A 25,970-nucleotide genomic window follows, 5' to 3' on the forward strand; every position below is an offset into this window, starting at 1 on the left:
TGTTATCAATCAATCGAAACCTTTCATTGGGAAATTATCGGTACGCTTCATAGAGTGATTCACCACCGGGCGCTGCCAGCCGCCCCTGCACAATAAGAATCTGGCTGCCTGTAACAGTGTCGCTCCCACCCTTGGGAGCCGTGTGTCACACACATGCCGACGCAGGTGGCAACCGTTTGAGAGGCCGCATGGAACTCATCGCCAAGACACCGGCGTTCGACAGCAACGCCCTGGTCATACGCCTTAATCCCCTCGACAACGTTCTCGTTGCCCGCCAGGCATTGAGCGCAGGCACGCGGCTGGCGGAGGAAGGCATCAACGTGCTCCAGGACATCCCCTCCGGGCACAAGGTCGCAACCGTGCGCGTCGAACAAGGCCAGCCGCTGCGCCGTTACGGTCAGATCATCGGCTTCGCTTCGCAGCCCATCGAAGCCGGGCAGCATGTGCATGTGCAAAACGTCGAGATGTCGGATTTTTCCCGCGATTACGCCTTTGGCGTTGATGTCCACGAAACGCCGAAGACCGAAGCGTTCTTTCAGGGCATCGTGCGCGCCGACGGCCGGGTCGCCACGCGCAACTACATCGGGATTCTCACCTCGGTGAACTGCTCGGCGACCGTGGCACGGGCAATTTCCGACCACTTCCGTCGCGATATCCATCCCGAAGCGCTGGCCGATTACCCTCATGTCGACGGCGTCGTCGCGTTGACCCACGGCTCAGGCTGCGCCATCGATTCCAAGGGCGAAGCCATCGACCTGCTGCGCCGCACCTTGGCAGGTTACGCGGTGCATCCGAACTTCGCCGCCGTGCTGGTAGTGGGCCTGGGCTGCGAGACCAACCAGATTCAGGAGCTGCTCGACAGCCACGGCCTGAGGGCTGGCAACCATTTGCGCGCTTTTACCATTCAAGGCACCGGCGGCACCTCGAAAACCATTGCCAGCGGCATCGAGCAGGTCAAATCCCTGCTGCCTATGGCCAACCGGATCAAGCGCGAGACCGTCAGCGCCCGGCACCTGATCGTCGGCCTGCAATGCGGCGGCTCCGACGGCTATTCGGGCATTACCGCCAACCCGGCCTTGGGCAACGCGGTGGATCGCCTGGTGGCAGCGGGCGGCACGGCGATCCTGTCGGAAACCCCGGAAATCTATGGCGCCGAACATTTGCTGACCCGGCGCGCGGTCAGTCGCGCGGTGGGCGAGAAACTGGTGCAGCGCATTCACTGGTGGGAAGACTACTGCCGACGGATGAATGCCGAACTGAACAACAACCCGTCGGCGGGCAACAAGGCCGGCGGTCTGACAACGATTCTGGAAAAGTCCCTTGGCGCCGTTGCCAAGGCAGGCTCGACCAACCTGATGGGGGTGTACGAATACGCCGAAGCGGTGCGTGCGCAAGGTTTGGTGTTCATGGACACCCCCGGTTACGACCCGGTGTCCGCCACCGGCCAGGTCGCGGGCGGCGCCAACCTGATCGCCTTTACCACCGGACGTGGCTCAGCCTACGGCTGCGCGCCCACACCGTCGATCAAGCTGGCCACCAATAATCGCGTGTTCGAATTCCAGCAGGAAGACATGGACGTGAACTGCGGCGGCATCGCCGACGGCACCACCACCATCGAGGAGCGCGGCGGCTTTATCTTCCAAATGATGCTGGATATCGCATCAGGTGCGCGCAGCAAGAGCGAGCAACACGGCTACGGACAGAACGAGTTCGTGCCCTGGCAGATCGGCGCCATTACCTGAGCGATCGATCAAGCGTCGTTTCGGAACCTGTGTTTTGCACAAGTGCGGGATCAGAAAATCCTGCCCACTCGTGATCCGGTTCGGCAGTCAGCAACCTTAACAACAATAAAAAAGGTGCCTATGAAATCGCTCAAGACCTACCAAACGATCACGGTCGTCTTTTTGATGCTGTTCGGGATCGTCAACTACCTGGACCGCAGCGCGCTGTCCATCGCCAATACCACCATTCAGCAAGACCTGCAGATCAGCCCTTCGCAAATGGGCATTCTGCTGTCGGCGTTTTCCCTGGCGTACGCTTTTGCCCAATTGCCAATGGGCATGATCATCGACAAGCTTGGCAGCAAGATCGCCTTGGGCGGGGCATTGCTGGTGTGGTCCGTCGCGCAGACCGCATCGGGATTCATTAACGGTTTCAGCAGCTTTTTCGCCTTGCGGGTGTTGCTGGGCATTGGCGAGGCGCCGATGTTCCCGTCAGCGGCGAAAACCCTGAATGAATGGTTCGAAGAACATGAGCGCGGCACGCCCACCGGGATCGTCTGGTCGGCGACCTGTATCGGGCCGTGCCTGGCCCCCCCGCTGCTGACGCTGTTCATGGTCAACTTCAGCTGGCGCGGTATGTTCATCATTACCGGCGTGCTTGGCGTTGTTTTGGCACTGTGCTGGCTGATGTTCTACAAAAGCCGCGCGCAGTATCTCAAAGCGCTTGCGGCCAGAGGCGAACGACCGCCTGGCCAAGCGCCCGTCGTGGACGCCGGCGCCGTGCAACGGCAGGGGTCGTTCTTTGCCGGTTGGCTGGACCTGTTCAAACACCGCAGCACGTGGGGAACCTTTCTGGGTTTCATGGGCGTGATCTATATGCTCTGGCTGCACCTGACGTGGCTGCCGGGCTACTTCCAGCGCGAGCATGGGCTGGACCCCTACTCCACTGCCTGGGTGGTGTCTTTCGCTTATGTATTTGGTGCCGTTGGCACCGTCGCAGCGGGGCGCATTTGCGATCGACTGGTCAAGCGTGGCGTCGGCGTGCTCAACAGTCGCAAATACACCGTGATCGGCGGGCTGGTGTTCGCCGCCGTGTTCACCCTGCCGTTGACCTTCGTCACCAGCCTCGGCGCCTGCATCGCCCTGCTCTGCCTGGCGCTGTTAGGCATCAACCTGTCCAGCGCCACGGCCTGGATGGTGGTCAATACAGTCGTCGACACCAAGCGCGTGGCATCGCTGGGCTCGATTCAGAATTTTGGCGGTTACATCGCAGGCTCCGTCGCGCCGATCGTCACCGGGTTCAGCGTGCAGTATTCCGGGACCTTCGCCACGGCTTTTGCAGTCAGCGCCATCGTTGCGCTGCTCTCGGCGGTGGCTTACCTGGTGCTCCTCAAGGCACCGATTCCCACGCACACTCAAGCGTCGGACAACAGCTGGCAGCCGCAGCGCGATGAGGTGCAAGGACGGCATGTCTGATCATCCGGCCAGCCTCGGCAGCCGCTGCAAGCCTTTAGTTGAACTCAGTCACCCCGGCAGGGCACCTGCGGCTGATCCTCATCGGCCGTACGTTGCCCACGAGCGCACGCGCCTGGCTTTAGCGACGCGATATTTCCCGCCGCCTGCCTGCAGGCTGTGCAAGACTGCGGGTCTGGCACGCAGCCAACGATTTTTCCTTCAAAATCCCCTACTTGTCCTACGCTGTGTGTCAGACGGTCGCTGTTGCGATACCGTGTGCCACGATGCATGGAGCGTTCGTCACATCGGTTTGTCTTAAATCGTGGACTCCAGCGAGGGCAAGGCTTGAGACAAGTAGAAGGGACGGTCTTTGACGCCAGGAACCGGCGTTTAAAACGCATGCCTGTGCTATGGCTGGCGGGATTCTTTACCGTCCTGGTGTGTTTTTCCATCACCAGTATTACCTTGTGGCAGTTGCGCCAGAGCCGCAACCACGAACTGGACATCGCCGAGACGACGGTAGCGAACCTGTCGCGGTCCATGGCGCAGCAGGCGGGCGCCACCTTCGATCAGGCTGACATTCCGGTAGCGGGCATCGTCGAGCGCCTGTCCTACGACGGCTTCGGTGCAGCGACCAGTTCGCGCATGCACGACTTCCTGCGTGTCACGGCTGCCAGCGTCGAGCAGGTTCAGGGGCTGTTCATCTATGACAAGGACGGCAACTGGGCGGCAACGTCAATGAGCTATATGCCGCCCAACAGCAACAACGCAGACCGCGACTACTTCCAGTTCCACAAGACCACCAACAGCATGCTGCCGCACATCGGCCAAGCCATTCGCAGCCGCACCACCGGAGAGTGGATCATCCCGCTATCACGCCGGGTCAACGATTCGGCGGGGCATTTCGCCGGCGTGGTGCTGGCCACCATCGAGCTTGCGTATTTCGACCGCTTCTTCGACCGCTTCTCCATCGGCAAACACGGCGTGTTGACGTTGGCGATGGCTGACGGCACCGTGTTGGCCCGTCGCCCAACCCTGGAAAACATCCGCGGCGTCTCGATCGCTGACGGCCAATTGTTTCGCACCTACATCAAGGAGCGGTTCGAAGGCACGGCGACCGTCCGATCGGTTCTGGACCAGGAAGTCCGTCTCTATGGCTATAAGCGCCTGGAACGTTATCCATTGCTGGTGGCTGCCGGGTTGTCGCAACAAGAGGTGCTCGATGAATGGCGGCAATACGCCTGGCGATCACTGGCGATCATCGTATGCGTGGTGGTCGCCAATCTGTTGTTCGGCGTGTTGCTGTTCCAGCAGATCCGCTTTGGCCTGAACGCCGAATCACAACTGCGCATCGCCAGCCACTCTCTGGAGAAATTGGCATTGCAGGACAGCCTTACCGGGCTTGCCAACCGCCGCCATTTTCAGGAAATCATCGGGCTTGAATTCCTTAACGGCCAGACCAATCTGCATCCGTTGAGCCTGATCATGATCGATATCGACTTCTTCAAAAGCTACAACGACAACTACGGGCATGTGGCCGGCGACAAATGCATTGTTGCCGTGGCCGAATGCATCCGCAGCAACCTTAACCGCACCGGCGATCTGGCGGTGCGGTATGGCGGCGAAGAAATGGTTGTGTTTCTGCCCTACAGCGAAGTACAGGGCGCTTATGTTCTGGCCGAGAAAATCCGCCTGGCGGTGCTTGCACGGGACATCGAACACAAAGGCAATCCGGAGGGCGTCGTCAGCATCAGTCTGGGCGTCTATGGCTGTGCAGCCCACGCATGCCCCACTATGGAATCATTCGTCGAACGCGCGGACATTGCGCTGTACACAGCTAAGCGCGAGGGGCGCAATCGAACGGTGATGGGGTGAGGAAGCTGGACCGGGCACCCGCAGCGCTAGGCAAGGACAATCAAACGCCCTGTGCCACCACGATCTGCGCCACCTTGCCGCGAAACAGATCCAGCCGGTCCGCCGGCGCATCATGCTCGACCACCAGCGCGCCGACCTCCTTACACGCTGCAACCTGATAATGCGCGATGCTCGCCAGTTTTTGGTTGATCACCGCTACCGCCACCTGCCCACCGCCCGCTTGAATTCGGCCACGTCCATGTCGAATGCGGTCACACCCTTGACCGCATCCAGTGCGCAGGCACCGAGAAAACTCAGGTCAAAATTGAAGTGCGCCAGTTGTTGAATGGTCGTGAAGCCGTAAGTGCTCCCGGCCACAGGCCTGAGGCGGCCGCCCAGCAGAATGACCTCGACCTGCGGCAATTTCATCAGTTCGACCGCGAGCAACGGCGCGTTGGTCGTGACTGTCAGCGTCATTTGCGGATCGATAGCCTGCGCGATGGCCAGGTTGGTCGAGCCGCCATCGATGAAGACATGCTGCCCTGCACTGATAAGCCCCGCGGCTGCAACGCCCCGCGAGCGTTTGCGGCCTGGCTCGTGCTCGATGCGTGCCGTGATCGGCCCATCGGAGGCGTGGGAAATGGCGCCGCCATACACCCGCTTGCACATCCCGGCAGACGCCAGCGCACCCAGGTCACGGCGGATCGAATGCTCGGACACGTTGAACTCAGCCGCAAGATCCGCCGCGATTACCCGGCCATGCACGATCAGTCGCTCGGTGATCAGACGCTGGCGCTCGCCGGGAAATGCTTCGGGACTGGCAGACATAAAGGCCTCGAAATCAAGCTGAATCGCTCATAAACGAGCAGGATCAGGGGGGCTGGTTTATGACGATGTCAAACGCGTACTTCTTGGCTGATGCTCGCAGACAAAAGCCAGTTCAGAGTTGCTTTCCAAACAGCGCGTTCTGGTGCACCTCGTTCTGCAGTGCATAAGCCGGCGAGCCGAGGTGCGCGTAGCCCTGCTTCGGATAAAACGCCAAGGCTCGCTGGTTGCCGACCCACACCGTCGCCCACAGCATCGATGCCCGTTGCGCGCGGGCTTGTTGTTCAGCCAACGCCAGCAATCGCCAGCCGATCCCACATCCTGTAAAGCGTTCCTGGACATAAAGCCGTTGCAGTTCTGCTGCCTCAGGGTCCAGAAGCATGGGATGGTCGGCTTGGGTGCTCAGTTGAGCGAAACCCACCAGGTGCCTTTTGGATTCGGCAACGATCAACCATGTATTGCCGCGGCTGATGAGCCTGGAAATGGCATCGGGGGAAAACGACTCCAGCACCTCGCGGGCCAGCACCTCGCGAATGCCTTCGGTGGCGTAGGTATCGAGAAAAACCTGCATGCCCAGCACCGCAATGCGCAGGGCATCGTCGGTGGTAGCCCCGCGCAGGGAGAACGGGAGCGGGTCGCTGGTGCTCATTGCCTTGCATCCTTAAGGAGAGTGAATAGTTGCCGAAGCAGAATACCCGATGCGCATTGACCTGAACCCAGGCTGATTTGTGCACTCCATCTTTCTTTCGACCCTAACGGAGATATCCCACATGAAAATCGATTTGACCGGCAAAACCGCTCTGGTGACGGGCTCGACGCTGGGTATCGGCTACGCCATCGCCAAGGGCTTAGCCGAAGCGGGAGCCGAGGTGGTCGTCAATGGTCGCAAGCAGGAGGCGGTAGACAACGCGGTCACGCGACTTAAAGCCCAGGTGCCAGGCGCACGACTGCGTGGCGTTGCCACTGACGTCGGTACTGCCGAGGGTTGTGGGGAGTTGGTCAAGGCCCTGCCGCAGGTCGATATCCTGATCAATAACGTCGGTATCTATGGCCCGCAGGACTTCTTCGACACCCCGGACGACGTCTGGCAGCGCTTTTTCGACGTCAACGTCATGTCCGGCGTACGTCTTTCCCGTGCCTACGCCGACGACATGGCCAAGCGAGGCTGGGGCCGCATCGTATTCATCTCGTCGGAATCAGCGCTGAACATTCCGGCCGACATGATCCATTACGGGTTCACCAAGACTTCCAACCTGTCGATCTCCCGAGGCTTGGCCAAACGTCTGGCTGGCACTGGGGTCACGGTTAACGCCGTGCTGCCAGGCCCTACCCTGTCTGAAGGCATGACCGACATGTTGAAGGAGCACGTGCAGGAATCCGGCAAGTCCCTGGAGGCATGCGCCGCAGACTTCGTCATGGAAAATCGTCCGAGTTCGATCATTCAGCGCGCGGCGAGCATCGAGGAAGTGGCGAACATGGTGGTTTACGCGTCGTCGAAACAGGCGTCGGCCACCAGTGGTGCCGCGCTGCGGGTGGACGGTGGCGTGGTCGATACCATCGCCTGATGCCTGGCAAAACCCCTTGCCCCATAAAATCGCCGCCGCCGACAGGCTCTATGGGTGCAGGCGTCCGCACCCAGGCAGATGGCGAGGCAGTGAGAAGTCCATGGCGGCGATCGATGCGTGCGCGCAGGATCGCCGCCACGGCCCTTACGACATGAGCGAATACAGCAGTGCTGAAATCGAGATCAGACCGATCGCTACCACGAACACGTTGGACAGCTTGCCAGCGTATTGATGCATCGCCGGTACCTTGCGCACGGCGTACATCGGCATCAGGAACAGCAATGCCGCGATGACCGGCCCACCCAGTGTTTCGATCATGCCGAGGATGCTTGGGTTAAGGGTCGCGACCAGCCAGCAGACCACCAGCATGAAACCTGCCGTCAGGCGATCCAGTGCTCGTGGCGACGGACGACGGCCGCTCTTGATCACCAGTCCTTTAAGGCCCTCACTGGCGCCGATGTAGTGGCCCAGGAACGATTTAGTGATGGCCACGAAAGCAATCAGCGGCGCTGCAAAGGCGATGGTCGGGTTGCTGAAGTGATTGGCCAGATAGGACAGTATCGACAGGTTCTGCGCCTTCGCCTCGGCCAGTTGCTCGGGCGACAGAGTCAGCACGCAACTGAAGACGAAGAACAGCACCATGACCACCATCAGGCCATGGGCGCGAGCCAGGATTTGCGAGCTGCGCTGCTCGGCGTGTTCACCGTACTGGCGCTTCTGATCGACCGCAAAGGCGGAAATGATCGGCGAATGGTTGAACGAAAACACCATTACCGGAATGGCCAGCCACAGGGTGCGCAACAGCGTCGGCGGCGCGGGCAGCGTGGTAGCAGTAGCAAGAATGCCGCCGCTCCAGTGGGGAATCAGGAACACCGCCAAAAACAGCAAGGCGACAATGAACGGGTACACCATCAGGCTCATGGCCTTGACAATGATCCGCTCGCCACAACGCACCACGGCCAGCAGGCCGAGGATCAGCACGAAGGCCAGCACTGCCCGTGGTGGCGGCTGCACGTGCAACTGGTGTTCGAGGAAGCTGCCGACCGTGTTGGTCAGCGCCACGCTGTAGATCAACAGGATCGGGAACACCGCAAAGAAGTACAACAGCGTGATCAGGGCACCGGCCGTCTTGCCGAAATGCTGCTCGACCACCTCGGTAATGTCCGCGCCTTCACGACCGGACAACACGAAGCGGGTCAGGCCGCGGTGTGCGTAGAACGTCATGGGAAACGCCAGCACTGCCAGGATCAGCAACGGCCAGAAGCCGCCGATGCCTGCATTGATCGGCAGGAACAGCGTACCTGCGCCGATGGCGGTGCCAAACAACCCCAGCATCCAGGTGGTGTCCTGGCGTTGCCATTGAGTCGTGCTCCTCGTCGCGTTCGCGGGCGCGCCGTCGAGGGGTTGCTCGACGCTATTAGCCTGATCATTCATCCGGTCGATTCTCCGTTGCCGGTGATAGCTACAAGGTCAAAAGCGCGTCGAAAAACTCGGCAGTCAGCGCCCTTGACCGGTTCTCTACAGGGAAAGGGGCGCGATTGTCAGGGATTGGCGAGCAGAATCAAAGAGTTGTCGGAGAGATGGTCGATTTTCAGCGTTTTCCGATGAGTGATTGCGACAGGATCACGCAGTTGGACTGCATTGTCTGACGTTCCAAATGGCCGCCGCGTGAAAACCGCGCTAGCGCGTGTTTCGGTCACCGAGCCACGCGCAACGGCATGCTCAATTCCACTCTCAATCCATCGCTGCGACTGTCAAACTTCAGCGAGCAGTCACACCGCTGCACGATGGCCTGCACGATTGCCAGGCCCAAGCCCGCGCCAGGGCTTTTGCCATTGCGCCAGAAACGCTGGGTCAATTTGTCCAGATCCGGCTCGGGAATCCCCGGGCCATAATCGCGCACCCGGAAATGCGCCTGCCCATCGAACGTCTCCAGACTCAATTCCACCCGCGCATCGGTCTGGGTGTGACGCAGCGCGTTGTCCAACAGGTTGCGCAACGCCGCAACCGCGAGCGCCGCAGGCATTTCCACCGCTGCTGCGGACAACTGCGCAGGCAGAATCAACTCGATACGCTGGTCGTCGCCACGATTGGCGTCGTGAATCGCCAACCTGGCGACCTTCTCGGCATCGCATTGCACACCGTCGTCGAACGACAGGCTGCCCTCCACCCGCGCCAGCAACAGCAGTTGTTCCAGGGTTCGATGCATGCGATCGGCGCCCTCCTCCGCATGGGCCAGCGCCTTGTCGCGCTTGTCCCCCTCGGTCATGCGCGCCACCTGCAGATGAGTCTTGATGGCTGTCAGTGGGCTGCGCAATTCGTGAGCGGCATCGCCTGTGAGCCTGCGTTCGCGTTCAAGGGTCTGGGCGATGCGCTGGAACAACTGATTCTGGCTTTTGAGCAACGGCTGCAATTCGCTGGGCAGATGAGGCACATCCAGCGGCTCGACCGAATCGGCGCTGTGTCGATTCAATGCATCACGCATGCGGTTAAGCGGCGCCAAGCCTCGGCCAATTCCGAACCACACCAGAATCAGGCTGCCGAACAGGGCGAACAGCACCGGCAGCGACGCAGCGAGCAACACCGAGTGGCCCAACACGTCACGCTCTATCTGCCGGTCTGCGGTACTCACGCGCACATTGCCGTGCATCATGGTGTACACACGCCAGTGTTCGCCGTTGATCATCTGGTCGACGAACCCGCTAGAGTCAGCCTTCAACGGTTCTGCGGGCGAGCTTTCGGTGCGTGCCAGCACCTGGCCGCGCAAGGAACTGAGCTGGCAGGCCATGCCGTTCGGGATGCTCAGCTCGTCGGCGTGCAGGGTGTTGCCGTCGCCGTCGCTGGGCATTTGCATTTGCTCCAGCAGCCCGGCCACCATGCGCGCAGACGCCTCCAGGCGCTGGTCGAGAGATTCCATCATCTGCGTGCGCAGGTCGCGCAGCATCCAGGCGGCGGCGAGCACCCAGATCACGATGAACGCCGAGCCCAGCGTCAGGCTCAGGCGCGCTCTGAGGCTCATCATCGATGTTGCTCCGGGTCACCGGCAGGCCCCAGCCGATAACCGAGGCCACGCACGGTTTCTATGATGCGACCTCCCAGTTTGCGTCGCAGGTGATGGATATGGACATTCAAGGCGTTGCTCTCGACCTCGTCGCCGAAGCCGTAGACGCAGTCCTTGAGCTGCTCGCTGGACAGCACCCGACCGCTGTTGTTGAGCAGTGCCTGCAGCAACGCCTGCTCGCGGCGCGACAGATCCACTGCCTGTCCTGCCAGGCGGGTCTCCCGGCTGCTGGGGTCGTATGTCAGCAGGCCGTGCTCGATCACATTGACGCTGCGCCCGGCCATGCGCCTGACCAGCGTATGCAGCCGCGCACTCAGCTCGCGCAGGTCAAAGGGTTTGAGCAGGTAATCATCGGCGCCCGCTTGCAGCCCATCGACGCGATCAGTGACCGTGTCGCGGGCGGTGAGGATCAGCACCGGAATATGAATGCCTTGCTGACGCAACTGGCGCAGCAGTTTTAGACCGTCTTCATCCGGCAACCCGAGGTCCAGCACCATGACATCGAAATGCGCGGCCGAGAGCATTGCCCGTGCAGCCGACGCGGTGGCCACGCGGTCCACGGTCAGGCCTTGAGCGTCCAGGCCTGCAGCGATCCCGCTGGCAATCAGGTCGTCGTCTTCACAGAGCAATACGTGCATGGCGGCCTCGAAAAAAAGGCGAGTGAAGCAGGTTAGGATTAAGGGTGGATTATGCACGATCCGAACTCGGCGCACGGCTAGGGATCACAGGACTGTCAAGCCTAGGCTCCCACCGTTCGGCAGAAGCAACCGGTTGCGCTCGGTAAGTGTTGCAGGTTAATCGGACCTTAATCACCGAGCCTCACCCTCGCCGCATCAATGAGTGGCTGGGATTGGGCATGCGCAGGTTGTGGGTTCTGATGTTTCTTGTGTTTCCGCTGCTGGCGCAAGCGCTGCCGGGTGGCGATCTGTTCAAAAAGCCGGATTTTCTGCCGGTCGGGCAGGCCTTCATGTTCAGCTCGGAGCGTCTGCAATCCGGCGAGACCCGGCTGTACTGGCAAATCGCTGAGGGTTATTACCTGTATCAGAAACGCCTTAAGTTCGACGGCCTGGGCGACGATCAGCAACCGTCTCTGCCCGCCGGAGAAGCCCACAACGACGAGTATTTCGGCGAACAGCAGGTGTATCGCCAAGGCCTGGAGCTGCTACTTCCCGCGTCGGCCAGCGGACAGGTCACGGTGGGCTGGCAAGGCTGCGCCGACGCGGGCCTGTGCTATCCGCCACAAACCCGAGTTATCGCTGTGGGCGACGGCGTGCAGGTCATCGCCGCCCAAGCGCCCGATCAGGCGCTGGCCAGCACCCTGCAAGTGCGCTCGCCGGGCTGGAGTCTGCTGATCTTCTTCGGGTTGGGCCTGTTGCTGGCCTTCACCCCCTGCTCGCTGCCGATGCTGCCGATTCTCGCTGGGGTCGTGGTGGGCAGTGGCGCACGGCTGCGCCGCAGTTTCGCCTTGGCGGGCGCCTACGTATTGAGCATGGCGCTGGTGTATGCGGGGCTTGGGGTCGTCGCGGCACTGTTGGGCGGCAATCTGCAATCGACCATGCAGCAGCCCTGGTTGCTGGGCAGTTTCGCGGGCCTGTTCGTGATCCTCTCTCTGCCAATGTTCGGTTTCTTCGAGCTGCAATTGCCAGGTTTTCTGCGTGATCGTCTGCACCGTGCCGGTGGTCAGCGCCCGGGCGGCAGCCTGATAGACGCCGGGGTGCTCGGTGCTGCATCGGGACTGATGGTCGGTCCCTGCATGACAGCCCCTCTGGCGGGCGCACTGCTTTACATCGCGCAAACCGGCAACGCCGCGCATGGCGCACTGGCGCTGTTCGTCATGGGCCTGGGCATGGGCTTGCCGCTGTTGCTGCTGGTGACGATCGGCAATCGCTTGCTGCCCAAACCCGGCGCGTGGATGGATCTGGTCAAGGGCATCTTCGGTTTTCTGCTGCTGGGCACCGCGCTGGTCATGGTCCGTCCGTTGCTGCCTGAAAGCCTGTGGCTTGCGCTGCTTGGCGGCTTGCTATTGATCGTCGCCCTCAATGCCGTGATGCACACGCGAGCACTGAAGCGCGCGGCGCCGATCGCCGGGCCCGCGGGCCTGATTCTCGGGTTGTGGGGCGTGATGCTGCTGGTCGGCGCGGCGGGTGGGGCGGCCGATCCCTGGCAGCCGTTGCAGGTCTACCGCGCATCGCACTCCCTAGCCAACAGCGGCAGCCAGGACGCCTTCACCACACTCCAGGCCCCTGCCGCGCTGGACCGGGAATTGGCCGCGGCACGCGCTGCAGGCCAGTGGGTGCTGGTGGACTACTACGCCGATTGGTGCGTCTCCTGCAAAATCATGGAACAGAACGTTTTCGGCAAAACCGAGGTGCTGCAAGCGCTGCGCGGCGTGCGTCTGCTGCGTCTGAACGTAACCGCCGACAATGCCGCCAGTCGCGACCTTCTCAAGCGCTATGAGGTGCCCGGTCCGCCGACGTTGCTGTGGTTCGGCCCTGACGGCGGCGAGCGCCGTGAGCGTCGCATCACCGGCGACCTCAACGACACGCAGTTTCTCGCGCAGTGGCAAGCCACACGGGAGCGCGGCTGATGCTCAGTTTCTCCGTGGGCCCGTTCGCGCTGGCGATCAGTCATGCACTGTTGTTCGCCGCGCTGCTGTTCGCCACGCTGATCGGCTGGCTGACCGGCCGTCGACAAAGGATCAATCCCGAGCGCGCGTTGTTTGGTCTGTTCTTGCTGGGACTGCTGGTCTCCAGGCTGGCATTCGCGATCGCCTACCGGGAGCAATATCAGACCAACCCCACGAGCATCATTGACATCCGCGACGGCGGTTTTCTGGCCTGGCCGGGCGTTGTTGCAGTGGTGCTTGGCGCCGCGCTGTGCGCCTGGAAACGACCGACCTTGCGTGCGCCGCTGGGCGTGGGCGTTGTCGGTGGGCTACTGTTTTGGTGGCTTGCCGGCCTGGCGGTGAGCGCCCGCCATAATGACGCGCACCTGCCAGAGCTGACATTGCTCGACGCCGCAGGCCAGGCCGTGCCGCTGGAAAACTTCCGAGGCAAGAGGCTGGTGGTCAACCTCTGGGCCACTTGGTGCCCGCCCTGTCGCCGCGAGATGCCAATGCTGCAAGCTGCGCAGCAGGCCAATAGCGATGTGGTGTTCATGTTCGTCAATCAGGCAGAAAGTCCTCGTGAGGTAGCGACTTTCTTAGCACGTCAGGGTCTGCATCTGAATAACGTGTTGTTCGACAGCAATGGCGAATTTGCTCGGCAGGTCGGCTCATCCGCGCTGCCGACCACCCTTTTCTACGACTCCGACGGACGCTTGTCGGCAAGTCACCTGGGCGGGCTGTCCGCCGCCAGCCTGAAGCGTTATCTGGATGATCCTGGCCTGGATCGGGTGAGCCCTTCGGCGACGCCTCCACCTTCAAGCCCTTCTTTTACAAGGAACACTCAATGAAATTCATGCGGCCATCCCTCCTGAGCGCCATCTGCCTGTTAAGCGTGCACAGCGCACTGCTGCAGGCTGAAGAATTGCCAGTGCCGATCCAGGCATTGGAGGCCAAGGGTGCCACCATCAAGGGCTCTTTCGACGCCCCAGGCGGGCTGAAGGGCTACGCTGCCGAGTACCAGAAACAGGCAATGGCGTTGTACCTGACCCCCGATGGCAAGCACGTGCTGGCAGGCAATCTGTTCGATGAAAAAGGCGAGGACCTCAGCCAGGCGCCACTGCAAAAGCTGGTCGTTGAGCCCCTGACCCAGCAAATGTGGAGTCAGATGCAGAGCAGCACCTGGATCGCTGACGGGGCCATGACGGCGCCGAAGATCATCTACCTGTTCAGCGACGCCAACTGCCCGTACTGCAACATGTTCTGGGAACAGGCCCGGCCTTGGGTCAAGTCCGGCAAGGTCCAGTTGCGGCACATCATGGTCGGCGTGATTCGTGAAGACAGCGCCGCCAAAGCCGCGACCCTGCTGGCCGACGTCAACCCGGAACTGGCCTTGCAAAAACATGAGCAAGCGGGCAAGAGCAGCACGCTCAAGGCCATGTCCAACATCCCCAAGGATATACAGGCCAAGCTCGACACGAACATGAAATTGATGGACGAGATGGGCCTGTCGGCAACGCCAGCGATTTTTTACAAGGATGAGAACGGCCACGTGCAGCAACAGCAGGGCGCACCGCGGCCGGAGGTCTTGGCGAAGATGATGGGGCCGAAGTAATCCGCAATCAGCGGCCCTCCATGGCAGCGCGGCCGTCGGGGCTCAGCACCCTTCATCGAAACGCCATCGATGGTCCTAACCTGTGACCGTCTGACCAATGGCGACCGCTCTATAAATACGGATACTGCATCGGTATCTCATCCGTGTAAAAATGTCGATCACCATGTCAAGAGCCAAAGTCGGGAGGCTCGTTCAATGCGTTACGCCGAAGATCACAAATCCCAAACTCATCAGCGCATCCTCAACGAAGCTGCCGCACGCTTTCGTCGTGATGGCATCGGCGCGACCGGGTTGCAGCCGCTGATGAAGGCGCTGGGTCTGACCCACGGTGGTTTTTACGCCCATTTCAAGTCCAAGGATGACTTGGTGGAAAAGTCCCTACGCCGCGCCGTTGACCAACTGGACGAGGCCAGGGCGGCAAGGTTGTCTGAGACGGTTTCGGCCGCGACCTTCATCGACATGTACCTGGCAACCGAACACTTCAAAGAGCCGGAAAAAGGCTGCCCGCTGCCGACCATGTCTTCCGAGCTGGGTCAACGCGGTCAGCCCAGCGAAATCACCGACGAGTTGATCAACCGCATGCTTTACACCCTGCAGGCGGGTATGTCGGCGGGGCAAGAAGCCAGCGACAAGAGCGTGATGATCATGTCGGGCCTGGTGGGTGCCATGGTCCTCGCCCGCGGAGCCAAAGATCCGCAACTGGCCGAACGCATTCTGCAAACCACCCGCGATCAGCTCAAGCAGCAAATCGCCGAGGCCTGAGCCGGACAGGCCCCCAGCAGTCAGGCAGGGGCCATCGTCGCGGGTCATGATAGCCAGCGTCGGAACAGTACGCTGGCGTTGACGCCGCCAAAGCCGAAGCCGTTGGACAGCGCATACTCGATGGTCATGGGACGGGCTTTGCCGTGGACAATATCGATGCCTTGCGCTGCTTCGTCCGGGTTTTCCAGATTGAGCGTCACCGGCGCGATCTGGTCATGAATGGCCAACGCCGTGAAAATCGCTTCGATGCCACCAGCGGCGCCTAGAAGGTGCCCGGTCGCCGACTTGGTCGAAGTCACCGCGACGCGATTCCGATCCCCGAAAATGGCTTCGATCGCCGCCATCTCCCCTTTGTCACCCACCTGAGTGGAGGTCGCGTGGGCGTTAACGTGTTGGATATCAGAAGGTTTGATACCCGCCTGGCGAATCGCCGCCTGCATGGCCCGTTGGGCACCGCTGCCGTCTTCCGGGCCAGCGGTGAGGTGATAGGCATCGGCGCTGGTACCGTACCCCACCAGTTCGACGATGGGTTGGGCTCCGCGCGCCAACGCGTGCTCCAGGGTTTCGATCACGATGATGCCCGCGCCCTCGCCCATGACGAATCCGTCGCGATCACGGTCGAACGGCCGGGAAGCGCGCTCCGGGGCCTCGTTGAAGCCGCTGGACAGAGCGCGCGCCGCGGCGAAGCCACCCAGCGCCACCCGGTCAACACAGGCCTCGGCGCCGCCGCAAATGGCCACATCGGCCTCACCGGCACGAATCATTCGCGCTGCATCACCAATTGCCTGCACCCCCGCCGCACACGCGGTGACCGGTGCGCCGAGCGGGCCTTTGAAGCCATGCTGGATGGACACATGCCCTGCCGCCAGGTTGACCAGAAACGAGGGAATGGTGAACGGTGACAGGCGGCGCGGACCGCGCGAATCAGTGGTTCGTACTGCCTCGGCAATGGACACGAAACCGCCGATCCCTGAGCCGATGATGGTTGCGGTACGTTCACGCTGCTCATCGGTCGATGGCCTCCAGCCCGCCTGGGACACGGCCTGTTGAGCCGCCGCCAGGGCGAACAGGATAAAGCGGTCCATCTTTTTTTGCTCTTTGGGTGGCGCCGCGGCATCGGCATCGAATCCTGCTTCGGGATCATCCTCCAGCAACGGCACAATCCCGCCAACCTTGCCCGGCAGATCAGCCACCGTTTCTTCGGGGAGCCTGACGATACCCGAGCGCCCTTCGAGCAAGCGGCGCCAGACTGCTTCGACACCGGTGCCCAACGGCGTAACCAGGCCCATTCCCGTCACTACGATGCGGCATTCGCTCATGCATTCACCTTTTCAACTTTCGAGACGTTTACAGACGCAGGCTCAAGCGTCTGAATGTTGTAGCGCGCCGCGGCGTGCCGCAGGGAAAGGTTCGGCCCTAAGGCCAGGCGTGCGTTGACGAACGCATCCCAGTCTGCAGCGTTGGCCAGCGACGGAATGGTCACACCTTCCTGCTGATCGAAACCGACCAGCGCCGCATCGACCATCTCGTTCACATCCATCACCATCTCCGGCGGTAAGGCGTTAACGTCCATGCCTGCACGTTCCCAGATTTCGGTCCGGGTCGCACCTGGCAGCACGGCCTGGATCTGGATGCCTTTCTCACCGATTTCAGCATTCAGTGACTGGGTCAGGCTCAATACATACGCCTTGCTCGCGGTGTATACCGCGTTGAAACGCTCCGGAATCATCGGCACCACCGAGGCGATGTTCACTATCGCGCCATGACCACGATCAAGAAACCCGGCTGCCGCCGCTGAGGCCAGATGGGTCAGGGCGACGATATTCAGCTGGATCAGGCGATCCACTTCCCCCAGGTCCGCTTCGGCCAGCAAGCTGCTGGAGGCCACGCCCGCGTTGTTCACCAGCAAGGTGATCGAAGCATCGCCACGCAGGCGTCGCTCCACGGCCGCGAGGTCCGCTGGCTGAGTCAGATCGGCCTTCAGCACTTCGACCCTGGCTGAAGTTTTACTGCGCAGTTCGGTGGCAAGCGCTTCCAGCCGAGCATGATCACGAGCCACCAGCAGCAGGTCGAAACCGCGTTTGGCCAAGCGATCCGCATAGGTCGCGCCGATGCCCGAAGAGGCGCCGGTGATCAGGGCTGTTCCCTGAGTGAGGGCGGTGTTCATGAGTCGTTCTCCGTGGACAGTGAAATGGTGGCAAAAGATTACACTCATAATCTAAAAATCATATGTCGACCGACATTTGTAACTCCAAGCGCTTGTCGCGACGGTTGCCGTCACTTTCTCGCGCACGCCGGACAAAAAAAGACCGATCAATGATCGGTCTTTGTGACGCCGTGGTTCGCTCAATCGATTGCGAGTCTGTCGCGGTTCTTGTCCAGTATTGCCTTGCCGATTCCCTTGACCTCGATCAATTCGTCAACCGAACTGAACGCTCCGTTCTCGCCACGATAGGCAACAATCGCCTCCGCTTTCGCCGCACCGATACCCGACAATTCCTTTTGCAGGGTTTCGGCGCTGGCGGTATTCAGATTGACCTTGCTGCCCTGCCCGGCAGGTGCGACGGCGGCTGATGCAGCTGGCGCTTGGGCTGGTGTGGCGGGCGCAGCATTGATCGCGACCGAAGTGCTGGCCAGCAGACCGAAGATCAGGGACGACAGATAGGAAATACGCATGTTTAACGCTCCATGACATCGTGAGTTGGGAAGCAGCATTCCAAAGCTGCTTCCCAAACCTAGACGATGATGACGGAGGGTCAACGCAAGGATAGGTGACTGAATGTGTGCGCTTGGCCAGACCCGTAGATATAGGCGTCCGGCGCTATCATCGGACCCAGGGGACTGCGTAAGCGAAGGTTTCAGCTAAGGTTCGTGGCGGCGTTGCTGGTGAATCCAGTCGACGATATCGCCTTCTGGCGCATAGCCACTGACGGTATCACCCAGTATCTGGCGAACCTTGGCGTAGTCATCTTCTTCCAGCGCCATAAGCAGCAGCGAAAGGCTTTGCTTGAACACGTCCCACGACAGATGGTCTTCCTGAGCACTCATGATCATCGGGTGGCTCGTCACTGCGACGTTGTCGCCGATCAGCAACTCCTCATAGAGCTTCTCGCCGGGTCGCAACCCGGTGAATTCGATGGAAATGTCACCGTGAGGATTCTTCTCGGATCGAATGCTCAGGCCCGACAGATGAACCATCTTCTCGGCCAATTCGATGATTCTTACCGGTTCACCCATGTCGAGCACGAACACATCACCGCCCTGCCCCATGGAACCTGCCTGGATAACCAATTGCGCAGCTTCCGGGATGGTCATGAAATAGCGAGTGATCTTGGGGTGGGTCACGGTCAACGGACCGCCGTTTTTGATCTGCTGGTGGAACAGCGGGATCACTGAACCTGACGACCCCAATACATTGCCGAAGCGGACCATGATGAATCGGGTTTTGTTGACCTGATGCACGTTGGCTCGATCGCCGAACATCACGGGCGCGGTTTCCCGGCTCAAGGCCTGAAGGATCAGTTCGGCCAGGCGCTTGGTACTGCCCATGATATTGGTCGGGCGCACCGCTTTGTCGGTGGAAATCAACACGAAGTTCGACACACCCGCCTGCAACGCCGCCTGCGCCGCATTGAGAGTGCCGATCACGTTGTTGAAAACACCTTCGGCAATGTTGTGTTCCACCATCGGGACATGCTTGTACGCCGCGGCGTGATAAACCGTGTCGACCTGCCAGGTTTTCATGACGTCCAGCAGCTTGGCGTGGTTGCGCACCGAGCCGAGAATCGGCAACACCTTGACCTTCAAGGATTCCCGGGCAATCCGCCGCTCCAGTTCGCACAGGATGGAGTAAAGATTGAACTCGCTGTGATCGAGCAACAACAAGGTGGTCGGCTTGAGCAGGACGATTTGTCGGCACAGCTCCGAACCGATCGAGCCGCCAGCGCCGGTCACCAATACGCATTTGGTTCGGATGCAGTGCTCAAGCAACTCCTCCTGCGCTGGTACCGCGTCGCGACCCAGCAGGTCGGCGATGTCTACTTCCTGGAGGTCATCGACCTTCACCCGACCGGCCGCCAGATCCGAAAAATTCGGCACGCTGCGCACGTGAAGCGGGAAACCCTCAAGGAAGCCGAGAATTTCCCGACGCCGTGCTCTGGCCGAGGATGGTATCGCCAGCAGAATTTCCTGCGCGCCCGTCGCATCGATCATCTGCTGGATGTGCTTGGGTTTGTAGACCTGTAAACCAGAAATGACCCGATTGGAGATCGAATCATCATCATCGATAAAGGCGACAGGTCGCATCGAGCGCCCCATGCGCAGTGCTGCCACCAGTTGGTTGCCCGCTGCCCCTGCTCCGTAGATCGCGACTTTGGGCAGGCCATCGTCACGAGTTGCGAAGGGCACGTGCTGAGCGGCGGAAAACCAGTCGCCGAGGAAGTACTGACGCATGGCCAGCCGTAAACCGCCGATCATTACCAGGCTAAGCCACCAGTAATTGAACATCACCGAGCGCGGCACCACATGCTGATGGTTACTGTAAAGGTAAACCACGACGCCCAGGATAAGCGCAGAGAGGCTCACTGCCTTGATGATCGCTACCAACGCGTCGTTGCCGAAATAGCGCATGACCGCACGGTACATGCCGATACGGATGAACAAAGGGATGGCGATGACGGGAGCGCTGATGAACAACCAGGTATGGGTTTCAAGCGGATTGATGAGGTCGTCGATGCCCAGGCGGACAACGAACGCCATCCACAGTGCGAACCAGACCAGACAAACGTCTGTACCGACCTGAATTATTCGTTTCTGGCGACGCGGCAACGCCAGCAATATAGCGCGCGACTTTTCCATGCATCCCTTGAGCACGAGTTCGATCTCCTATTGACCTGAGACACGGGCTTTTGATCCCGGCTGTAAGCAAGATTTGGTCCCTTTCGACAGCATGAGCATTCAGCTGCGTTCAAGTTCTCCCGCTTTGAAAGCAAACGCCAGGATCACCAACGGGGTGTAGGCGACGATGACGCCGATCGCGCCATCAAGACCGAACTGCGTGACACCAATAGCGACCGGCAATAGCCAAAACAGGTTGATTACACCGACTGCGGACGTCACTGGAAGGTGCTTGCCATATCTTCGCGACGCGAACTGGTAGGCATGGCTTCTATGAGCCTCATAGATCTTGTCTCCTCGGACGAGGCGACGGATGAGGGTAACTGTAGCGTCTACGATGAAAACACCGAGAAGGATAAGCCATACCCACAGTAACTGCGAGGAAATCCACGCAGCCTGCAGCGAGAAAACGCCGAGAATGATGCCTAAAAAACCGCTTCCGGCGTCTCCCATGAAAATTTTGGCAGGCGGAAAGTTCCAGATAAAAAAACCGAGCACTGCAGCTGCCAGCAACAAGGGTTGCCAGATCAGCTCATAATGGCCTCCCAGCCCATAGATCAGCGCCGCACCGACGCAAACACACACCGCTTCAACGCTGGCGAGTCCATCGATACCGTCCATGAAGTTGTACAGGTTCAGCAGCCACACCAGATACACGACCGCCCACACGTGGCCCAGCCAGCCGATGTCCAGGCTAGCGCCAAAGAGCGTGATCGGTGGTAGCCCCTGTAGCCAGAACAATGCCCAGAATGCCGAGCAAAAGTGGCCTAAAAGCCGCCAGCGCGCGGCGACATGACCATGATCATCAACGAACCCCAACGCGGCGATACCCAGTCCCGCGCCACCCAAGGCAACAAATATTGGCAGGGCCACAGCCCCTTGGCCAAACATCAGCATCAGCCCCAGAAGATAGCTCACGACGATCGCTACCCCGCCGCCGCGCGGGGTCGGAACGCAATGGGAGCTTCTGCCGTTGGGAATATCCAGCAGACTCTTGTGCAAGGCGTAACGTCGAAGCCAGAAAGTCAAAGCAAAGGAAAAACCGATTACCGCAACCGCCAACCACCAGTGAGTCATTTTTGTTCCGTCATGAAAATGGTCGGCTGTCGTTCTTCAGCTACCGGAATGTCGCATGAAATGTGTTAAGCCGCAGTCCCGAGCACCTTCGTGCTCAGGACATGCCGCGTCTTGGTTAACCGGCTTTGAGCAATTGCTCGATTTCCTTGACCTTGGCCTCGACCAGGTGTGGGTCGCGACGGCTTTCAACGTTCAGTCGCAGCAAAGGCTCGGTGTTCGAGCCGCGCAGATTGAAACGCCATTCAGGGAATTCAAGGCTGATGCCGTCGGTCTTGTCGATAGTCGAGCAAATCGGCGTGTAGTGCTCCAGTACCTTGCTCAGGACAGCCTTAACGTCGTCGACCTTATAGTTGATTTCGCCGCTGCAAGGGTAGGCAGCCATACGTTCATCAACCAACTGTGAGAAGGACTTGCCGGATACCGACATCAGCGCAGTAACCAGGAGCCATGGAATCATGCCACTGTCGCAGTAAGCGAAATCGCGGAAGTAGTGATGCGCGCTCATTTCGCCGCCGTAGACCGCGTCCTCGTTGCGCATCCGCTCCTTGATAAACGCATGACCAGTCTTGCACAGCACCGGAGTGCCGCCTGCCTGGTTAACCTGATCAATAGTGTTCCAGGTCAGTCGCGGGTCGTGAATGATCTTCGAGCCGGGGTGTTGCTTGAGCAGCATCTCCGCCAGCAGGCCCACCAGGTAATAGCCCTCGACGAAGCGCCCTTTCTCATCGAAGAAGAAGCATCGATCGAAGTCGCCGTCCCACGCCAGGCCCAGGTCGCATTGATGTTTGATCAACGCATCGCGGGTGATGCTACGGTTCTCGGGAAGCAGCGGGTTAGGCACGCCATTGGGGAAATTACCATCCGGTTCGGCGTTAATGATGACCCACTCGAACGGCAGTCGGGACTTGATCGCGTCGAGCGCGGGACTCACAGCACCGTTGCCCGGGTCAGCGAGGATTTTTAGAGGCTTAAGTTGGGCATCTTTGACATAACTCAGCAAGTGCTCGATATAGGCTGATTTGTCTGGCGCTGCCTCAATGCCGCCTGACTGCGAGGCAACGGCGCCGAAGTCGCCGCTATCGACTCGCTGGCGGATGGCGTCCAGCCCCGTGTCGCCACTGATCGGGCGCGATTCGCGCTGGACCAGTTTCATGCCGTTGTAGCCTTTTGGATTATGACTGGCCGTGACCATTACCCCGCCGTCAGCCTTGTAGTGGCTCGTGGCGAAGTACACCTCTTCAGTGCCGCACAGACCAATGTCGATGACATCGGCACCGGCGTCCTGAATACCTTTGATCAATTCTCGTGCAAGCTCCGGGCTTTCAAGACGCATGTCTCTGCCGACCACGATATTTTTTGCACCCAGTTCGACCACCATAGAGCGCCCAATTCGATAAGCGATATCGTTGTTCAGATCATTAGGGACTTGACCACGGATGTCGTAGGCCTTGAAACAGCGGGTCTGGATAACGGGATAGTCGGGATTCATGTGTAAAAAACCTATGCGACGAAAAAACCCGGAGGTTCCTCTGTTCAGTATGAAGCAGCCACCCTTGCGGCTGCACGCTACCCTCGCGCATAACAGCTTGAGGCGAGGGTTAGGCAGTAAAAATCAGGTTTTGTTAATCGCTCAGGTGTAATTATTTAAAAACATTGGAAACACCGTCATGCCCGATGCCAGTCATCAGCTTGAGCTGATGATGCCTGAGCGAAAGTAATTCTATCTAGATAAACGCCCTGTAGATAAACGCCGCAGCTTAACCGTGCTGAATGTAGGGTTCAGCCGATAAGGTTTACGAAATTTATCGGGCGCACTCGCAAGGCGTAACGCGGAGCCGCAATCGAGGGAACTGGCGCACGCAGATTACAAGAACCGGTAAGCCGGCCAGCTAGCTGCGCCTGCTGGAAGGATTCAACGACGCCAAAGATCCCGGCACTCAGGCCAGACGCGATGGCTTTGGCTTCCTGCGAAACCTTGCAATCCAGGCCAGCACAGGGCCTATCAGCATCCCGACCAACAGCGCCAGGATTACCGGCACCGCCACCGAAAGTTCGGGTGCAGACCAGCCAAAAAACACCAACGCCACGGGCTGCTGGTTTTCTAGCGTAAAAACCACCGTCGCTATCACGATCAGCAGGACGATGATAAAAAATATGAGACGTTTAACGTTCCGCATCGAGTACTCCTCTAACGGCTATTGGAACTCCTCCTCCTCCTCTTCGTTCACCCGATCACGCAGCTCTTTGCCGGGTTTGAAGTGGGGGACGAATTTTCCATCAAGACTTACGGACTCCCCGGTTTTGGGATTGCGGCCCAGGCGAGGTTCGCGATAATGCAGGGAGAAACTGCCAAAGCCCCGTATTTCAATACGGTCGCCAGTGGCAAGAGATTGCGACATCTGCTCAAGCATGGTCTTGATGGCCAACTCCACATCCTTGGATGAGAGCAGTCCTTGATGGGTGACAATTCGTTCGATCAACTCCGACTTCGTCATATTTTTCCCTTCTTTTTCAAGCAGCTAGGTAAAGCGCTTCGAAGGTTTTAGCATGACCTGAGATATTTGAACAGCCCATGTTTCCACTTATGTAAAAGGCGTTTTCAGGCGACACACCTTTACCGCATACAGCCCTTGTGATTCGGGCTCTGGAGCCTGCGACCAATTCCAGCCACTGAAGATGCCCAATGCTATACACCAACTCTTCACCCACAAAAAAGGGCGACCGAAGTCGCCCTTTTTTAATAGTCAGACAGAACTTAGTTCTGCTTTTCCATTTGAGCGCGCAACAGATCACCCAGAGTGGTAGGACCAGCAGCAATGTCAGAGGTGGTTGGCTTCTCGCGCAGGCTCTGAATCGCTTCTTTCTCGTCTTCGACGTCCTTGGACTTGATAGACAAGCTGATCACACGGCTCTTACGGTCAACGCTGATGATCTTGGCTTCGATCTCTTCGCCTTCTTTCAGAACGTTACGCGCGTCTTCAACGCGGTCACGGCTGATTTCAGAGGCTTTGAGGGTGGCTTCGATGTCGTCGGCAAGAGTGATGATAGCGCCTTTAGCGTCAACTTCTTTAACGGTACCGCGAACGATAGCGCCTTTGTCATTGACAGTGACGTACTCGGAGAACGGATCGCTTTCCAGCTGCTTGATGCCCAGCGAGATACGCTCACGCTCTGGATCAACAGACAGGATCACGGTGTCGAGCTCGTCGCCCTTCTTGAAACGACGCACGGCTTCTTCGCCCACTTCGTTCCACGAGATGTCCGACAGGTGGACCAGACCGTCGATGCCGCCATCCAGACCAATGAAGATACCGAAATCGGTGATCGACTTGATGGTGCCGGAGATCTTGTCGCCCTTGTTGAACTGGCCAGAGAAGTCTTCCCATGGGTTCGACTTGCACTGTTTGATACCCAGGGAAATACGACGGCGCTCTTCGTCGATGTCCAGAACCATGACTTCCACTTCGTCGCCAACCTGAACGACTTTCGATGGGTGGATGTTCTTGTTGGTCCAGTCCATTTCGGAAACGTGTACCAGGCCTTCCACGCCTTCTTCCAGCTCTGCGAAGCAGCCGTAGTCGGTCAGGTTGGTAACACGCGCGGTTACGCGAGTGCCTTCTGGGTAACGTGCCTTGATAGCAACCCATGGATCTTCACCCAGTTGCTTCAGGCCCAGGGAAACACGATTGCGCTCGCGATCATACTTCAGGACTTTAACATCGATCTCATCGCCAACATTGACGATTTCCGATGGATGCTTGATACGCTTCCAGGCCATGTCGGTGATGTGCAGCAGGCCATCGACGCCACCCAGATCGACGAATGCGCCGTAATCGGTGAGGTTCTTGACGATACCTTTGACTTGCTGACCTTCCTGCAGGGATTCCAGCAGAGCTTCGCGCTCGGCGCTGTTCTCGGCTTCCAGGACGCTGCGACGGGAAACGACAACGTTGTTGCGCTTCTGGTCCAGCTTGATGACCTTGAATTCCAGCTCTTTGCCTTCCAGGTGCGTAGTATCGCGCACTGGACGGACGTCAACCAGAGAACCTGGCAGGAACGCACGGATGCCGTTAACGTCGACAGTGAAGCCGCCTTTAACCTTACCGTTGATAACGCCCTTGACCACTTCTTCAGCTGCGAAAGCCGCTTCCAGAACGATCCAGCACTCTGCACGCTTGGCTTTTTCGCGGGACAGCTTGGTTTCACCAAAGCCGTCTTCTACCGCGTCCAGCGCGACGTGTACTTCGTCGCCGATGTTGATGGTCAGCTCGCCGGCGTCGTTGTGGAACTGCTCCAGCGGGATGAGGCCTTCAGACTTCAAACCAGCGTGAACGGTGACCCAACCGGCCTGGTAATCGATATCAACGATGATAGCGGTGATGATCGAACCGGCCTGCAGGTTTAGGGTCTTTAGGCTTTCTTCGAAAAGTTCAGCAAAGCTTTCGCTCATTTTAATTCCTGTTGATAAAGGCGAAGAATACGCCTATCTGCCACGCTCCAGACAACGTGGGTTTCGTTCATATGAAAGAAAGCCTGC

The 25,970-nt window shown here is 59.4% G+C and carries 23 protein-coding genes; 8 read left to right on the forward strand and 15 right to left on the reverse strand.

The annotated features are described in order from the left end of the window. The first annotated feature begins 188 nt into the window (after positions 1 to 188). From B3I26_RS03975 to B3I26_RS03985, 3 genes are all read left to right on the forward strand, one after another. The gene (locus B3I26_RS03975; protein ID WP_296255238.1) at positions 189 to 1,742 is read left to right on the forward strand and encodes a UxaA family hydrolase; all 1,554 of its coding nucleotides are present in this window, start codon (positions 189 to 191) and stop codon (positions 1,740 to 1,742) included. 120 nt (positions 1,743 to 1,862) lie between these two features. Next, a complete protein-coding gene (locus tag B3I26_RS03980; protein ID WP_296255240.1) occupies positions 1,863 to 3,197 on the forward strand; it encodes an MFS transporter in 1,335 nt (444 codons plus the stop codon). Positions 3,198 to 3,575: 378 nt separating this feature from the next. Next, a complete protein-coding gene (locus B3I26_RS03985; RefSeq protein WP_296255241.1) occupies positions 3,576 to 5,051 on the forward strand; it encodes a sensor domain-containing diguanylate cyclase in 1,476 nt (491 codons plus the stop codon). A 40-nt stretch (positions 5,052 to 5,091) separates the two neighbouring features. Here B3I26_RS03985 and B3I26_RS03990 read toward each other — a convergent pair whose 3' ends face one another. The 3 genes from B3I26_RS03990 to B3I26_RS04000 all read right to left on the reverse strand — a co-directional run bounded on the left by B3I26_RS03990 (position 5,092) and on the right by B3I26_RS04000 (position 6,504). Next, the gene (locus B3I26_RS03990) at positions 5,092 to 5,244 is read right to left on the reverse strand and encodes a hypothetical protein (protein WP_296255243.1); all 153 of its coding nucleotides are present in this window, start codon (positions 5,242 to 5,244) and stop codon (positions 5,092 to 5,094) included. Positions 5,245 to 5,246: 2 nt separating this feature from the next. Continuing rightward, complete coding sequence (locus B3I26_RS03995; RefSeq protein WP_296255245.1) at positions 5,247 to 5,858, reverse strand: DeoR/GlpR family DNA-binding transcription regulator; 612 nt, start codon at positions 5,856 to 5,858, stop codon at positions 5,247 to 5,249. A gap of 112 nt (positions 5,859 to 5,970) precedes the next feature. Further along, positions 5,971 to 6,504, reverse strand: a complete 534-nt coding sequence (locus B3I26_RS04000; protein WP_296255247.1) for a GNAT family N-acetyltransferase — start codon at positions 6,502 to 6,504, stop codon at positions 5,971 to 5,973. A gap of 121 nt (positions 6,505 to 6,625) precedes the next feature. On the opposite strand from B3I26_RS04000, the gene B3I26_RS04005 reads away from it, so the two are divergent. Next, positions 6,626 to 7,420: an SDR family NAD(P)-dependent oxidoreductase gene (locus B3I26_RS04005; protein ID WP_296255249.1), complete on the forward strand. Its 795-nt coding sequence runs from the start codon at positions 6,626 to 6,628 to the stop codon at positions 7,418 to 7,420. Positions 7,421 to 7,564: 144 nt separating this feature from the next. Here the strand turns inward: B3I26_RS04005 and B3I26_RS04010 are convergent, their stop codons facing one another. The 3 genes from B3I26_RS04010 to B3I26_RS04020 form a co-directional block, all read right to left on the reverse strand. Further along, a complete protein-coding gene (locus tag B3I26_RS04010) occupies positions 7,565 to 8,854 on the reverse strand; it encodes a serine/threonine transporter (protein ID WP_296255251.1) in 1,290 nt (429 codons plus the stop codon). A gap of 262 nt (positions 8,855 to 9,116) precedes the next feature. After that, positions 9,117 to 10,442, reverse strand: a complete 1,326-nt coding sequence (locus tag B3I26_RS04015) for an ATP-binding protein (RefSeq protein WP_296255253.1) — start codon at positions 10,440 to 10,442, stop codon at positions 9,117 to 9,119. Beyond that, a complete protein-coding gene (locus tag B3I26_RS04020; protein WP_296255255.1) occupies positions 10,439 to 11,119 on the reverse strand; it encodes a response regulator in 681 nt (226 codons plus the stop codon). The genes B3I26_RS04015 and B3I26_RS04020 overlap by 4 nt, the downstream gene beginning before the upstream one ends. A gap of 218 nt (positions 11,120 to 11,337) precedes the next feature. Here B3I26_RS04020 and dsbD point away from each other — a divergent pair, with 218 nt between their 5' ends. From dsbD to B3I26_RS04040, 4 genes are all read left to right on the forward strand, one after another. Then, positions 11,338 to 13,068, forward strand: a complete 1,731-nt coding sequence (dsbD, locus tag B3I26_RS04025) for a protein-disulfide reductase DsbD (RefSeq protein WP_296255257.1) — start codon at positions 11,338 to 11,340, stop codon at positions 13,066 to 13,068. After that, complete coding sequence (locus B3I26_RS04030; protein WP_296255260.1) at positions 13,068 to 13,934, forward strand: TlpA family protein disulfide reductase; 867 nt, start codon at positions 13,068 to 13,070, stop codon at positions 13,932 to 13,934. Before dsbD ends, B3I26_RS04030 begins: the two co-directional genes overlap by 1 nt. Next, positions 13,931 to 14,698 (forward strand): thiol:disulfide interchange protein DsbG, encoded by a 768-nt coding sequence (dsbG, locus tag B3I26_RS04035; RefSeq protein WP_409522032.1) that lies wholly within the window; start codon positions 13,931 to 13,933, stop codon positions 14,696 to 14,698. The genes B3I26_RS04030 and dsbG overlap by 4 nt, the downstream gene beginning before the upstream one ends. Before the next feature lie 195 nt (positions 14,699 to 14,893). Beyond that, complete coding sequence (locus B3I26_RS04040; RefSeq protein ID WP_296255262.1) at positions 14,894 to 15,460, forward strand: TetR/AcrR family transcriptional regulator; 567 nt, start codon at positions 14,894 to 14,896, stop codon at positions 15,458 to 15,460. A 44-nt stretch (positions 15,461 to 15,504) separates the two neighbouring features. Here B3I26_RS04040 and fabF read toward each other — a convergent pair whose 3' ends face one another. The 9 genes from fabF to rpsA form a co-directional block, all read right to left on the reverse strand. Further along, complete coding sequence (gene fabF / locus B3I26_RS04045) at positions 15,505 to 16,779, reverse strand: beta-ketoacyl-ACP synthase II (protein WP_296255264.1); 1,275 nt, start codon at positions 16,777 to 16,779, stop codon at positions 15,505 to 15,507. Next, the gene (locus B3I26_RS04050; RefSeq protein WP_296255266.1) at positions 16,776 to 17,627 is read right to left on the reverse strand and encodes an SDR family NAD(P)-dependent oxidoreductase; all 852 of its coding nucleotides are present in this window, start codon (positions 17,625 to 17,627) and stop codon (positions 16,776 to 16,778) included. The genes fabF and B3I26_RS04050 overlap by 4 nt, the downstream gene beginning before the upstream one ends. Positions 17,628 to 17,806: 179 nt before the next feature. After that, entirely contained in the window at positions 17,807 to 18,136 is a 330-nt protein-coding gene (locus B3I26_RS04055) for a ComEA family DNA-binding protein (protein ID WP_296255269.1), read from the reverse strand. 186 nt (positions 18,137 to 18,322) lie between these two features. Next, positions 18,323 to 20,317: a polysaccharide biosynthesis protein gene (locus tag B3I26_RS04060; RefSeq protein ID WP_296255272.1), complete on the reverse strand. Its 1,995-nt coding sequence runs from the start codon at positions 20,315 to 20,317 to the stop codon at positions 18,323 to 18,325. Positions 20,318 to 20,416: 99 nt separating this feature from the next. Continuing rightward, on the reverse strand, positions 20,417 to 21,433 hold the full coding sequence (locus B3I26_RS04065) for an MraY family glycosyltransferase (RefSeq protein ID WP_296255273.1): 1,017 nt from the start codon (positions 21,431 to 21,433) through the stop codon (positions 20,417 to 20,419). 115 nt (positions 21,434 to 21,548) lie between these two features. Then, positions 21,549 to 22,922 carry a phosphomannomutase gene (locus tag B3I26_RS04070; RefSeq protein WP_296255275.1) on the reverse strand — a complete coding sequence of 458 codons (1,374 nt, stop codon included), beginning with the start codon at positions 22,920 to 22,922 and terminating at the stop codon, positions 21,549 to 21,551. Between the two features lie 448 nt (positions 22,923 to 23,370). Beyond that, positions 23,371 to 23,610 (reverse strand): LapA family protein, encoded by a 240-nt coding sequence (locus B3I26_RS04075; RefSeq protein ID WP_296255277.1) that lies wholly within the window; start codon positions 23,608 to 23,610, stop codon positions 23,371 to 23,373. An 18-nt stretch (positions 23,611 to 23,628) separates the two neighbouring features. Further along, positions 23,629 to 23,928 carry an integration host factor subunit beta gene (gene ihfB, locus B3I26_RS04080; protein WP_296255280.1) on the reverse strand — a complete coding sequence of 100 codons (300 nt, stop codon included), beginning with the start codon at positions 23,926 to 23,928 and terminating at the stop codon, positions 23,629 to 23,631. A 260-nt stretch (positions 23,929 to 24,188) separates the two neighbouring features. Further along, complete coding sequence (rpsA, locus tag B3I26_RS04085) at positions 24,189 to 25,883, reverse strand: 30S ribosomal protein S1 (protein ID WP_296255283.1); 1,695 nt, start codon at positions 25,881 to 25,883, stop codon at positions 24,189 to 24,191. Between the last annotated feature and the right edge of the window lie 87 nt (positions 25,884 to 25,970).

The organism is Pseudomonas sp. UBA5706, from assembly GCF_002419965.1.
In the GTDB taxonomy this organism is placed as follows: Bacteria; Pseudomonadota; Gammaproteobacteria; order Pseudomonadales; family Pseudomonadaceae; genus Aquipseudomonas.